This window comes from Pseudomonas cichorii, assembly GCF_003700275.1.
Lineage (GTDB): Bacteria > Pseudomonadota > Gammaproteobacteria > Pseudomonadales > Pseudomonadaceae > Aquipseudomonas > Aquipseudomonas cichorii_B.
Genome location: NZ_RBRE01000064.1, coordinates 80,778 through 93,413, shown reverse-complemented (window position 1 = coordinate 93,413; position 12,636 = coordinate 80,778). Strand labels below are relative to the sequence as shown.

General features: G+C 59.0%; 15 protein-coding genes. 8 read left to right on the top strand and 7 right to left on the bottom strand.

Annotated elements, in window-relative coordinates; all coding sequences use genetic code 11:
* The first annotated feature begins 1 nt into the window (after position 1).
* Positions 2-1,441: a metalloprotease TldD gene (gene tldD / locus ALQ04_RS17995; RefSeq protein ID WP_122317097.1), complete on the top strand. Its 1,440-nt coding sequence runs from the start codon at positions 2-4 to the stop codon at positions 1,439-1,441.
* Between the two features lie 48 nt (positions 1,442-1,489).
* Here tldD and yjgA read toward each other — a convergent pair whose 3' ends face one another.
* Entirely contained in the window at positions 1,490-2,011 is a 522-nt protein-coding gene (gene yjgA, locus ALQ04_RS17990; RefSeq protein ID WP_122317096.1) for a ribosome biogenesis factor YjgA, read from the bottom strand.
* A gap of 107 nt (positions 2,012-2,118) precedes the next feature.
* On the opposite strand from yjgA, the gene pmbA reads away from it, so the two are divergent.
* The 6 genes from pmbA (at position 2,119) to ALQ04_RS17960 (ending at position 7,433) form a co-directional block, all read left to right on the top strand.
* A complete protein-coding gene (pmbA, locus tag ALQ04_RS17985; RefSeq protein WP_122317095.1) occupies positions 2,119-3,465 on the top strand; it encodes a metalloprotease PmbA in 1,347 nt (448 codons plus the stop codon).
* A 187-nt stretch (positions 3,466-3,652) separates the two neighbouring features.
* Positions 3,653-4,048, top strand: coding sequence for a FagA protein (locus tag ALQ04_RS17980; RefSeq protein ID WP_122317094.1), 396 nt, complete (start codon positions 3,653-3,655; stop codon positions 4,046-4,048).
* Entirely contained in the window at positions 4,041-5,417 is a 1,377-nt protein-coding gene (locus ALQ04_RS17975; RefSeq protein ID WP_122317093.1) for a lyase family protein, read from the top strand. The genes ALQ04_RS17980 and ALQ04_RS17975 overlap by 8 nt, the downstream gene beginning before the upstream one ends.
* A gap of 24 nt (positions 5,418-5,441) precedes the next feature.
* A complete protein-coding gene (locus ALQ04_RS17970) occupies positions 5,442-5,903 on the top strand; it encodes a tetratricopeptide repeat protein (protein ID WP_122317092.1) in 462 nt (153 codons plus the stop codon).
* A gap of 1 nt (position 5,904) precedes the next feature.
* Positions 5,905-6,516: a superoxide dismutase gene (locus ALQ04_RS17965; protein WP_122317091.1), complete on the top strand. Its 612-nt coding sequence runs from the start codon at positions 5,905-5,907 to the stop codon at positions 6,514-6,516.
* A gap of 29 nt (positions 6,517-6,545) precedes the next feature.
* Positions 6,546-7,433 (top strand): ZIP family metal transporter, encoded by an 888-nt coding sequence (locus ALQ04_RS17960; RefSeq protein WP_122317090.1) that lies wholly within the window; start codon positions 6,546-6,548, stop codon positions 7,431-7,433.
* A 25-nt stretch (positions 7,434-7,458) separates the two neighbouring features.
* On the opposite strand, the gene ALQ04_RS17955 is transcribed toward ALQ04_RS17960, so the two are convergent.
* Positions 7,459-8,355: a LysR family transcriptional regulator gene (locus ALQ04_RS17955; protein ID WP_122317089.1), complete on the bottom strand. Its 897-nt coding sequence runs from the start codon at positions 8,353-8,355 to the stop codon at positions 7,459-7,461.
* 98 nt (positions 8,356-8,453) lie between these two features.
* On the opposite strand from ALQ04_RS17955, the gene ALQ04_RS17950 reads away from it, so the two are divergent.
* A complete protein-coding gene (locus ALQ04_RS17950) occupies positions 8,454-8,957 on the top strand; it encodes an SRPBCC domain-containing protein (RefSeq protein ID WP_122317088.1) in 504 nt (167 codons plus the stop codon).
* A 45-nt stretch (positions 8,958-9,002) separates the two neighbouring features.
* On the opposite strand, the gene ALQ04_RS17945 is transcribed toward ALQ04_RS17950, so the two are convergent.
* The 5 genes from ALQ04_RS17945 to ALQ04_RS17925 form a co-directional block, all read right to left on the bottom strand.
* The gene (locus ALQ04_RS17945; RefSeq protein ID WP_122317087.1) at positions 9,003-9,275 is read right to left on the bottom strand and encodes an HPr family phosphocarrier protein; all 273 of its coding nucleotides are present in this window, start codon (positions 9,273-9,275) and stop codon (positions 9,003-9,005) included.
* A 16-nt stretch (positions 9,276-9,291) separates the two neighbouring features.
* Positions 9,292-10,149, bottom strand: a complete 858-nt coding sequence (gene rapZ, locus ALQ04_RS17940) for an RNase adapter RapZ (RefSeq protein WP_122317086.1) — start codon at positions 10,147-10,149, stop codon at positions 9,292-9,294.
* 2 nt (positions 10,150-10,151) lie between these two features.
* Complete coding sequence (ptsN, locus tag ALQ04_RS17935; RefSeq protein ID WP_122317085.1) at positions 10,152-10,616, bottom strand: PTS IIA-like nitrogen regulatory protein PtsN; 465 nt, start codon at positions 10,614-10,616, stop codon at positions 10,152-10,154.
* Positions 10,617-10,627: 11 nt separating this feature from the next.
* The gene (gene hpf, locus ALQ04_RS17930; RefSeq protein ID WP_122317084.1) at positions 10,628-10,936 is read right to left on the bottom strand and encodes a ribosome hibernation-promoting factor, HPF/YfiA family; all 309 of its coding nucleotides are present in this window, start codon (positions 10,934-10,936) and stop codon (positions 10,628-10,630) included.
* Positions 10,937-11,012: 76 nt separating this feature from the next.
* Positions 11,013-12,506 carry an RNA polymerase factor sigma-54 gene (locus ALQ04_RS17925; protein ID WP_122317083.1) on the bottom strand — a complete coding sequence of 498 codons (1,494 nt, stop codon included), beginning with the start codon at positions 12,504-12,506 and terminating at the stop codon, positions 11,013-11,015.
* Between the last annotated feature and the right edge of the window lie 130 nt (positions 12,507-12,636).

Sequence of the window (12,636 nt, the reverse complement as noted above, 5' to 3'; positions counted from 1 at the left end):
TATGAGTGGTTTGTCCTCTGTCAGCGAACATCTTCTGGCGCCCGGTGGCTTGACTCTGGACAGCCTGCAGTCGGTCCTGGGCGAGCTGGCCGGTCCTGGAATCGATGCGGCTGACCTTTACTTTCAGGGGATGATCTCGGAGTCCTGGTCTCTGGAGGACGGCATCGTCAAGGAAGGCAGCTTCAACCTCGACCAGGGTGTTGGCGTGCGTGCGCAATCGGGTGAGAAGACCGGTTTCGCCTACAGCAACGCAATTACCCTAGAAGCCCTGAATGCCGCTGCGCGTGCCGCCCGCTCGATTTCCCGTGCGGGCCAGAATGGCCGGGTCCAGGCATTCACGTCGAAGGACGTGACCCAGCTGTATGCGCCGGACAACCCGCTGGAAGTACTGACCCGCGCCGAAAAGGTCGAACTGCTCAAGCGCATCGACGTTGCCACCCGCGCTCTGGACCCGCGTATCCAGAAAGTCTCGGTGAGCATGTCCGGGGTCTGGGAGCAGTTGCTGGTGGCTGCCGCCGATGGCACGCTCGCCTCCGATATGCGGCCGCTGGTGCGCTTCAATGTCAGCGTCATCGTCGAGCAGAATGGTCGTCGCGAGCGCGGTGGCCATGGCGGCGGCGGGCGTACCGACTACCGTTATTTCTTGGCCGAGGACCGCGCCATGGGCTACGCCCGTGAGGCGTTGCGTCAGGCCCTGGTCAACCTTGAAGCGATTCCGGCCCCGGCAGGTACCTTGCCGGTGGTACTGGGCTCCGGCTGGTCCGGCGTGCTGTTGCACGAAGCGGTCGGCCACGGCCTGGAAGGCGACTTCAACCGCAAGGGCAGTTCGGCCTACAGCGGGCGGATGGGCGAAAAAGTTGCTTCCAGCCTTTGCACCATCGTCGACGACGGTACCCTGGCCGGGCGCCGTGGCTCGTTGAACATCGACGACGAAGGTACTCCAACCGAATGCACGACCCTGATCGAGAACGGCGTGCTCAAGGGCTACATGCAGGACAAGCTCAATGCGCGCCTGATGGGAGTCGCCCGTACCGGTAACGGTCGCCGCGAATCCTATGCGCACCTGCCAATGCCGCGCATGACCAATACCTACATGCTGGGCGGTGAGAGCGATCCACAGGAAATCATCGCTTCGGTGAAGAAGGGTATTTATTGCGCCAACCTGGGCGGTGGTCAGGTCGATATCACCAGCGGCAAGTTCGTATTTTCCACCAGCGAAGCCTATCTGATCGAAGACGGCAAGATCACCACCCCGGTCAAGGGCGCAACCCTGATCGGTAACGGGCCGGAAGCGATGAGTCGGGTATCGATGGTCGGCAACGATCTGTCGCTGGACAGCGGCGTCGGTGTCTGTGGCAAGGATGGGCAGTCGGTGCCGGTCGGTGTCGGTCAGCCGACCCTGAAGATCGATGCGATCACGGTCGGTGGCACAGGCAGTTGACGGTGAGACGGGGCTGAATCGCTTGCGATCAGCCCCGTTGGTCAGTGATCAACGCAGACCGCGTTGAATCTCGTCCAGCTCACGGATGTATTTGAAGATTTTGCGGCTGGTGGCCGGCGGTTTGTTGCGTGCAACTTCGTGTTGAGCCTGACGGATCAACGAGCGCAATTGCTGGCGATCGGCATCCGGGTAATCGATGACGAACTTTTCGAGGTCGCCGTCGCTGCCTGAAATCAAGCGATCACGCCAGCGCTCCAGGGCGTGGAAGCGTTCGTTGTACTGGCGAGTGGAGGCATCGAGTTGGTCCAGCAATTCCAGAATGGCTTCCTGGTCCTGATCGCGCATCAGTTTGCCGATGAACTGGATATGGCGCTTTCGGGCAATGTGCGCGGTGTGCTTGGACGCATCCGCCAGAGCCTTGCGCAAGGCGTCGGTCAACGGCAGCTTGGCCAGTACATCGGGCTTGAGTGTCGTCAGTCGCTCGCCAAGATCAACCAGAGCATGCAGCTCGCGTTTTACCTGGCTTTTGCTTTTCTCCCCGTCGAGGGAGTCGTCGTAAGAATCAACCATGGGGGCCGTCCGCAAATAAACGCCGCCATGATAACCAGTCGAGGGCCACTTGTCCGGCCCGGTCGGTATTCGGCGTATGCCGAAAGCAGAATTTGATGGAGAAAATCATGAGTGCAACCCAAAGCGTCGGCCCACAGGCCTTGCCCGAGCTGCAGGAACAGGTCGAGCAGATCATTGCCGAAGCCAGGCGTCAGGGCGCCAGTGCCTGTGAAGTGGCCGTGTCGCTGGAGCAGGGGCTGTCGACGTCGGTTCGTCAGCGCGAAGTGGAAACCGTAGAGTTCAACCGCGATCAGGGCTTTGGCATCACCTTGTACGTCGGCCAGCGCAAAGGCTCGGCCAGCACCTCGGCCAATGGCGCGGACGCGATTCGTGAAACCGTTGCTGCGGCACTGGCCATCGCCAAACACACTTCTGAAGACGAAAGCTCCGGTCTGGCCGATGCGGCGTTGATGGCCAAGGAGAGCAAGGACTTCGACCTGTACCATGCCTGGGATATCACCCCCGAGCAGGCTATCGAACAGGCCTTGATCTGCGAAGCGGCAGCCTTTGACGCCGACAGCCGGATCAAGAATGCCGATGGCACCACGCTCAATACCCATCAAGGTTGCCGGGTCTATGGCAACAGCAACGGCTTTATCGGTGGCTACGCTTCGACCCGCCACAGCCTGAGCTGTGTGATGATCGCCGAAGGCGAAGGCCAGATGCAGCGCGATTACTGGTATGACGTCAATCGTATCGGGCCGCTGCTGGCCGACGCGCAGAGCATCGGGCGCAAGGCTGCGCAACGTGCCGCGAGCCGCCTGGGCGCGCGTCCGGTGCCGACCTGCGAAGTTCCGGTGCTGTTCTCGGCCGAGATGGCTGGCGGCCTGTTCGGCAGCCTGTTGTCGGCGATTGCCGGTGGCAACCTGTACCGCAAGTCTTCCTTCCTTGAAGGCACGCTGGGGCAGCGCCTGTTCCCGGAATGGCTGACTATCGACGAGCGTCCGCACCTGATGCAGGCCATGGGCAGTTCTGCGTTCGACAGCGATGGCCTAGCCACCTATGCCAAGCCGTTCGTGGAGAACGGCACGCTGGTGTCCTACATCCTGAGCACCTATTCAGGCCGCAAACTGGGCATGCCCAGCACCGCGAATGCCGGTGGCGTGCACAACCTGTTCGTCACCCACGGCAGCGAAGACCAGGCCGCGCTCATTCGGCGCATGGGGCGTGGTCTGCTGGTCACCGAGTTGATGGGCAGTGGCCTGAACATGGTGACGGGCGATTACTCGCGTGGTGCGGGCGGTTACTGGGTCGAGAACGGAGAGATTCAGTTCCCGGTCCAGGAAGTGACGATTGCCGGCAATATGCGCCACATGTTCAAACAGATTGTCGCGATCGGCAGCGATCTTGAACTGCGCAGCAACATTCGCACGGGCTCGGTATTGATCGAGCGGATGACCGTCGCGGGAAGTTGATCTTCTTCGCGAATGAATGGGCTCCTACACCCGCGGTAGGAGCCAGATTCATTCGCGAAAACTTGCATGCCTCCGTAAACCATCAAGCCTCTCCCGCCATCCCTCACACTCCAAATCAAACTCCGCTCTTGTTTTGATTCTTAATCTCATTCAATAATGAATATCATTTCCGAAATGAGATGCGGTCATGGGGTCTGTGTTGCACGAGCTGCCTTACCTGGAAAACTGGCGCGGGCTGAGTTTGCGAATTCGCTGTGCCCTGGAGCCTGACGAACCGCGCCTCATCGATCATTACCTGGCAGAAGGGCGCTATCTGGCGCGCTTCACGGCCACGCCGCAGACGCTTATCGCCGAAACCACATTTCGCCTGTTGATGGACACCGCACGCGACACGGTACTGCCGTGGCACTGGCGCTGCCTGTGTCTGGATCAGGCCTGGCGGCCCTTGCGCGATGTAAAGGCGCTGGCCACCACACCCGCACGACAGCAGCGCTGGCAAGCCTGTGCACATCAACTGGCTTCCTGCGTTCTGCAGCCTTCGATTTCTCTCACTGAACTGGTGCAAGGACATTCCGATGAGTAATACCCGTATCGAACGCGACAGCATGGGCGAACTGCAGGTCCCGGCCGAGGCCCTGTATGGCGCGCAGACCCAGCGTGCGGTGGATAACTTTCCGATCAGCCAGCAACGCATGCCCAGGCAGTTCATCCGTGCCCTGTTGCTGGCCAAGGCCGCTGCGGCGCAGGCCAACCTTGAGCTGGAGCAGATCAGCGAAGGGCAAAGCAAAGCCATCGTCAGCGCGGTCAAGGAACTGCTGGCCAGCGATTTCATGGTTCACTTCCCGGTGGATATCTACCAGACCGGCTCGGGCACCAGCACCAACATGAACGCCAACGAGGTGATTGCGACCCTCGCGACCCGCGTGCTGGGTGAAGCGGTCAACCCTAACGATCACGTCAACTGCGGCCAGAGCAGCAACGACATCATTCCGACCACGATTCACGTCAGTGCCGCCCTGGCGCTGCATGAGCAACTGCTGCCGGCCTTGAATCATCTGGTGCAGGTCACCGGGCACAAGGCTGTTCAGGTGCATGACTTCGTCAAGACAGGCCGCACACACTTGATGGATGCCATGCCGGTGCGCATGAGCCAGGTGCTGAACGGTTGGGTCCAGCAGATCCGCGCCAACATCGAGCATCTGCAAGGTTTGCAGCCGAGCCTGCAGGCTCTGGCCCAGGGCGGCACCGCTGTCGGTACCGGGATCAACGCGCATCCCGAATTCGCAGCACGTTTCAGTACGCACTTGAGCGCCTTGAGTGGCGTGCAGTTCGTGCCGGGCAAGGACCTGTTTGCCCTGATCGGTTCCCAGGACACCGCTGTGGCGGTTTCCGGGCAGCTCAAGGCCACGGCGGTTTCGCTGATGAAAATCGCCAATGACCTGCGCTGGATGAACTCCGGTCCACTGGCCGGCCTGGGGGAAATCGAGCTGCAAGCCTTGCAGCCGGGTTCGTCGATCATGCCGGGCAAGGTCAATCCGGTCATTCCCGAAGCGACCGCTATGGTCGCTGCGCAGGTCATCGGCAACGATGCGGCAATTACTGTGGCAGGGCAGTCCGGCAACTTCGAGCTGAACGTGATGCTGCCCATCATTGCCCAGAACCTGCTCAGCAGTATCGAGTTGCTGGCCAACTCCAGCCGTCTGCTGGCCGACAAGGCGATTGCCAGCTTCAAGGTCAATGAAGCCAAGCTCAAGGAAGCCTTGTCACGCAACCCGATCCTGGTGACCGCGCTGAATCCGATCATCGGCTACCAGAAGGCCGCTGAAATCGCCAAGAAGGCTTACCAGCAGGGGCGTCCGATCATCGATGTCGCGCTGGAAAACACCGACCTGCAGCGCAGTCAGCTGGAAGTGCTGCTCAATCCCGAAAAACTCACTGCTGGCGGCATCTGATTCAAGCCCGCCTGGAGGTATGTCATGCAGCATTGGAAACGCACCATTGAACAGGCCAATCGCTGTTTCAATCAGGGTGAGTGGGTCGAGGCCCGCGAACTCTACCTTCAGGCACTGGCCCTGGCCCAAGTGCTTTTCGAGCGCTGGCCGGATGCCGACGAAGCGGTGGCGGCCTGTGTGATCTCCCATCACAACCTGGCCGACCTGCACTTGAGCCTGGGACAGCCGGAGGAGAGCGCAGAGTATCTGTGCGCTATCCATCAGCACCTGTTGCAGACCATCCAGGATCAGCGCCTGCCCAAAGCCTTGCGCGAAGCATCGCTACGCCACAGCAACAAGACTTATGCCGAACTGTTGGGCTTCATCGGAGAACACGGCGAATACCCAAGGACGCATAGGTTGCTGAACAGCAGCAGCGAGCACACGCGCTCATCGTTGCAGCGAGATTCAGCCGCCACTCCTGGCCTTTACTACGGAGCACATTGATATGCCTTACACCTTGCCTGCACTGCCTTATGCCTACGACGCCCTGGAACCGCACATTGATGCGCAGACCATGGAAATCCATTACAGCAAGCACCATCAGACTTACATCAACAACCTCAACGCTGCGGTCGAGGGCACCGAATTCGCCGAGTGGCCGATCGAGAAGCTGGTCGCCAGTGTTCAGCAATTGCCTGAAAAGCTGCGCCCTGCGGTTATCAACCAGGGTGGCGGCCACGCCAACCATTCGCTGTTCTGGACCGTGATGGTGCCAGGCGGCGGTGGCTTGCCGCAGGGGCCGGTTGCCAAGGCCATCGATGAGCAACTGGGTGGTTTCGACAGCTTCAAGGAAGCCTTCACCAAGGCGGCATTGACACGTTTCGGTAGCGGTTGGGCGTGGCTGAGCGTGACGCCCGACAATAAGCTGGTGGTTGAAAGCAGCGGTAACCAGGACAGCCCGCTGATGAATGGCAACACGCCGATTCTGGGCCTGGACGTCTGGGAGCACGCCTATTACCTGCTGTACCAGAACCGTCGTCCCGAATACATCAATGCGTTCTACAACGTGATCAACTGGGATGAGGTATCCCGACGCTATCAGGCCGCTCTGGCCTGACTCCCCAATAACAAGACCTAAGGCAGTTTATGCGTTCGGAAATACTCACGATCAGCAGTGTGCGGTTGTTTCGTCTCGCAATCGGGACAGTGCTGCTGCTGGCCGGTATGGCGTTGCTGGTGGCTCAGGGGTTGGCCTGGCTCAACCTGGAGCCGCGCCTGATGCGGGCGCTGGAGGGTGGCGCAATCTGTGCACTGGGCACCGCTCTTGGGGCGGTTCCGGTGCTGGTGATCCGCAGCATGCCGGTCATGGTGTCCGATGGATTACTTGGCTTCGGTGCGGGCGTCATGCTCGCCGCGACGGCATTCTCCCTGATCGTGCCGGGGCTTGAGGCGGCCGAAGGTCTTGGCTTTTCCCCCTGGGGGGCAGGCGGCCTGATCAGCATGGGCATCGTTATCGGTGCGCTTTGCCTGTTCATGGTCGATTACAGCGTCTCCAGAGGCTCGCCATTGCGCGGTACTGCCGGGCATCCGGCAATTGCGCCGCGAATCTGGCTGTTCGTGATCGCTATCGTGGCGCACAACATCCCGGAAGGCATGGCGATTGGCGTTTCGGCGGGTGGCGGCCTGTCGGAAGCCGACAGCCTGGCCATCGGCATTGCCCTGCAGGACGTACCTGAAGGGCTGGTCATTGCCATGGTGCTGGCCGGTGCCGGCATGTCGCGGGGCAAGGCGTTTCTGATCGGCGCGGCTTCCGGCCTTGTCGAGCCGCTGTTTGCCGTATTGGGCGCCTGGCTGGTCGGTATCGCCGAGCAACTGCTGCCATTCGGCCTGGCCCTGGCGGCTGGCGCTATGCTGCTGGTGGTAACCCATGAAATCATCCCGGAATCACGCCTTAACGGGCACAACAAGATTGCCAGTCTCGGGCTTATAGTCGGGTTCTGTCTGATGATGGTGATGGATACAGCGCTGGTTTGACGAGGGCAGGGCTAACGCACTGTTTTCATACGCTTTGAGTCAGTAATGCCCGCACCCATGTCAGAGCGGTGTCACTCTGTGTGCGTTCATGCCAGGCCAGGATCTTGCTGAAACCGGTTATCTCCAGAGGTGGACTCACCAGTGCCAGGCCTTCTGATTGCTTGATCAGGCGTCTTGGAACAACGGCAATGAGTTCACTGCCTCTCAGTATTTCAGGGAGTACCAGAAAGCTGGTAATGGACAGTGTGACTTTTCGCTCACGTCCTGCCCGCGCCAGCGCTTCATCTGTCACGCCCCTGAAACCTCCCCCCGTGTAGGAAACCATCGCATGCTCCAGGGCACAGAAGGTATCCAGGCTCAAGCTTGCTTCTGTAAGCGCCGGGTGGTCGCTGCGCAGGGCGCAGATGTATTGCTCGTCATACAGCGCTTGTGTGTGAAGTCCGGGATGAGTCGTTTCGGGTGTCAGGATGGCCATGTCCAGCTTGCCCGTCTCAAGATCCAGGCCCACTTGATGGTCGTCGACCGGATGTACCGCAAGGCGTATTCCGGGGGCCTGGGACCGTAAGGCCGTCAGAAAGGGCACGATGATGGTGCGTAGCGCGTAATCCGTGGCTGCAATGGAAACGGTGAGCCGAGCGCTTGCCGGTTCAAAGCCTTCAGGCTGTAGCAGCCGTTCCATTTCTTCCAGCATCGACTTTATCGGCTTTGCCAGTTCAAGTGCGCGTGGTGTGGGCACGATGCCGCGTTGGGCGCGTACAAACAGCGGGTCACCGAATGCATCCCGCAACCGGGTCAGCATTCCGCTGACGGCGGGTTGAGTCAGGGAGAGCCTGGCTGCGGCTCGGGTCACGCTGCGCTCATCGAGAAGAGCATCCAGAGCCTTCAATAAGTTGAGGTCCAGATGTCTGATATCACGCTGCATGATGTTTATCCTAATAAATAGCGATTAGCCTTATGAATAGTCGACGCTCATGATGTGTTCAGTCAAATCTAACCGACACGTTCTTACGAGGATCATTCATGAGTGTAATCATTTGGCCTGAGCACTACCTGCCGGGCATCACCGATAACTATGTATCCAATGAAATTGTGGTGAGCGGTCTGACGGCGGCGCAGGTATGGGCCTGTCTCAACGACACGTCACTCTGGCAGGGCTTTTACAGTAATGTGTCGGATATCCGTTTTCATGACGGTTCCGGTCCTTTGTTATCCGGGCGAGCGCGTTTTCGCTTCACGACCTTTGGCTTTCCTGTCGAGGCGCAGGTGGTCGAATACCTGCCTCCAGTCGCAGGCCAGCCAGCACGGATTGCGTGGCATGGTTGGGTCGAAGGAGATGAAACGGGTCGACTGGACGTGCATCACGCCTGGCTGTTTGAAGACTTGTCGGGAGGACGGGTACGAATTCTTACTCAGGAAACGCAGAACGGTGCGCCAGCTCGGGAGTTGGCTAAAACCCTGCCTAACCCCATGCTTAACGCTCATCAGGAATGGATCGAGGGGCTGGCGCGTCAGGCGCGTAGTTGAAGGGGGGGGCGCCCCGAGTGAGGCCGGGGCGTTGCAATGAGAGGCTTACTCGCCTTCGTCAAAGCGGTTATTGATCAACTCGACCAGACCGTCCAGCGCATCCTGCTCGCTTTCGCCTTCGGTCAGCAGGTGAATCTCTGTGCCTTTGCCGGCTGCCAGCATCATCACGGCCATGATGCTTTTGCCATCGACCATGCTTTCCGGCGAGCGGCCAACCCTGATCTGGCAAGGAAACTTGCCTGCGACGCCAACGAACTTGGCGGCGGCGCGGGCGTGCAGGCCCAGTTTGTTGATGATGGTGATTTGACGAGCGGGCATCGCAGTGAAGATCCTTTCAGCCTAGGTCGCGGTGGCGGACCTGAACGTTCTTGAGTGATTGTTGCAGGACCTGACCCAGACGTTCTGTCAGGTAGACGGAACGGTGATGTCCGCCTGTGCAGCCAATGGCGATGGTGACGTATGAGCGGTTGCTGGCGGCGAAGCGCGGCAGCCATTTATTGAGGTAGGAGAAGATGTCCTGGAACATCTCTTCGACATCAGGCTGGGCTGCCAGGTATTGGACCACGCAGGCATCAAGGCCCGAGAAGTCGCGCAGTTCCGGCTTCCAGTACGGATTTGGCAGGCAGCGCACATCGAACACCACGTCTGCATCTACCGGCATGCCGCGCTTGAAGCCAAACGATTCGATCAGGAACGCAGTACCTGCTTCCGGCCTGTTCAGCAGGCGCAGTTTGAGGGTATCGCGCAACTGGTAGAGGTTCAGGTGCGTGGTGTTGATCTTGAGGTCGGCCAGATCGATGATCGGCCCCAGCAAGGTCGTTTCGTCATGTATGGCTTCTGCCAGCGAGCGATTGGCTGTGCTCAGCGGGTGACGACGGCGGGTTTCGGAGAACCGCTTGAGCAGGGTTGCTTCGTCGGCATCGAGATAGAGCACATCGCACTGGATGTTACGCGCACGAACCTCGTCGAGCATCTGTGGGAAGCGGGTCAGATGGCTCGGCAGGTTTCGGGCATCGATGGATACCGCCAGCAGCGGTTCGGCCAGTTCGGTGTTGATCAGCGCGCGTTCGGCGAGCTCCGGGAGCAGCCCGGCCGGTACGTTGTCAACGCAATAGAAGCCGTTGTCTTCCAGCACATCCAGAGCTGTGCTCTTGCCGGAACCCGAGCGACCACTGACGACGATCATGCGCATGATTAATGACCGTTCTGTACGTCCAGCACCACTTTATAAAGCGTTTCACCGCTTTCGGCACTGCGTAGGCGGTCACGGACTTCTGTGCGATCAAGCATGCTGGCGATCTGGCGCAGCAGCTCCAGGTGTTCATCGGTAGCGGCTTCCGGGACGAGCAGGACAAACAGCAGGTCGACCGGGGCGCCATCGATGGCATCGAAATCGATAGGGGATTCCAGGCGCAGAACCGCACTGACCGGCGTTTCGCAGGCGGCAAGGCGGCAATGGGGAATGGCTATGCCGTTGCCAAAACCGGTAGATCCCAGTTTTTCGCGGGCAACAAGGCTTTCAAAAACGCTTTGCTGATCCATGCTCGGTACTTCTCGACCGATCAGGTTGGCAATTTGTTCGAGTACACGTTTTTTACTGCCGCCCGGCACGTTCACGCATGAACGGCCGGGGGTCAGGATATTTTCAAGTCGGATCATTTGGTTGAGTGTCAGCGAGCTGTCGCACCTTTAAGGATGTTCTGCTGCTTCTCCTTGTGCTTGAGCAATTGTCTGTCGAGCTTATCAGTGAGAAGGTCGATTGCCGCGTACATGTCGTCATGTTCGGCGTTGGCTACGACCTCTCCACCATGGATGTGCAGTGTGGCTTCGATCTTCTGTTTAAGCTTCTCGACCGCCATCGTGACCTGCACGTTAGTAATCTTGTCAAAATGCCCTTCGAGCTTCTTGAGCTTGAGCTCAACGTATTCGCGAAGGGGCTTGGTCACTTCCAGTTGGTGTCCACTGATATTGACTTGCATACAGCTTTCTCCTTTGCCAGTGCATAAAGAAGCAGGTGTTTATTCCTGCCGCTGGAACGCTGTGGCTCTGCCTGCATCACATCAGTCGCTTGCGTTCACTCGAAGGTGCAATCCCCAGTGATTCGCGGTACTTGGCAACTGTGCGACGGGCTACTTGAATGCCTTGTGCCTCCAGTAAACCAGCGATCTTGCTATCACTCAACGGCTTTTTCTGATTTTCCGCTGCAACCAGTTTTTTAATGATTGCGCGGATTGCCGTCGAGGAGCATTCGCCGCCTTCGGAGGTGCTTACGTGGCTGGAAAAGAAGTATTTCAGCTCGTAAATACCCCGTGGGGTGTGCATGAATTTCTGGGTGGTTACCCGGGAAATCGTCGATTCGTGCATGCCTACCGCTTCGGCGATGTCATGCAGGACCAGTGGCTTCATGGCCTCATCGCCATACTCGAGAAAACCGCGCTGGTGCTCGACGATCTGGGTGGCGACCTTCATCAGTGTTTCGTTGCGGCTTTGCAGGCTCTTGATGAACCAGCGGGCTTCCTGCAACTGGTTACGCATGAAGGTGTTGTCGGCGCTGGTATCGGCGCGTCGTACGAAACCGGCGTACTGAGGGTTGACGCGCAGGCGTGGCACCGATTCCTGGTTCAGTTCCACCAGCCAGCGCTCGTTGTCCTTGCGCACGATCACGTCGGGCACGACGTATTCGGCTTCCGAGGACTCGATCTGTGAGCCGGGGCGCGGGTTGAGGCTCTGGACCAGTTCGATGACCTGGCGCAGTTCGTCTTCCTTGAGCTTCATGCGACGCATGAGCTGGGTGTAGTCGCGGCTGCCCAGCAGGTCGATATAGTCCGTGACCAGACGCTGCGCCTCACTCAGCCATGGGGTTTTTACCGGCAACTGGCGCAGTTGCAGCAGCAGGCATTCGCTCAGGTTGCGGGCGCCGATACCGGCTGGCTCGAATTGCTGGATGCGGTGCAGGACGGCTTCGATTTCGTCGAGTTCGATATCCAGCTCGGGGTCGAAGGCCTCGACGATCTCTTCGAGGGTTTCGTCGAGATAGCCCTGATTATTGATGCAGTCGATCAGGGTGACGGCTATCAGCCGGTCCTTGTCGGACATCGGCGCGACGTTCAGTTGCCATAGCAGATGGCTTTGCAGGCTCTCGCCAGCGGAGGTCCGGGTGGTGAAGTCCCATTCGTCGTCATCGCTGCTGGGCAGGCTGCTGGCGCTGGTCTGGTAGACGTCTTCCCAGGCGGTATCGACGGGTAGTTCGTTGGGAATTCGTTCATTCCACTCACCTTCTTCCAGATTGTCCACGGTTGGCGCGGATTCCTGGTAGCTGGGTTCCTGAACTTCGGTGTTGGGCTTTTGCTCGATGTTATCGGCCAGAGGGTCGGAATTGTCGAAGTCGTCGCCTTCTTCCTGACGCTCCAGCATGGGGTTGGATTCCAGTGCTTCCTGAATCTCTTGCTGGAGGTCCAGGGTCGATAACTGGAGTAAGCGGATAGCCTGTTGCAGCTGCGGCGTCATCGTCAGCTGCTGGCCCATTCTCAAGACTAGCGATGGTTTCATGGCAGGGGCTAAACACCTTATTCGCCGGCGCACATGCGCCATCCACTACAGGGCGCCGAAGCGCCAACTTAAGCAAGTTATATGCCTGAATCTGAAGTGTTTGCCTAGAGCGACATGACAAAAAATGCAT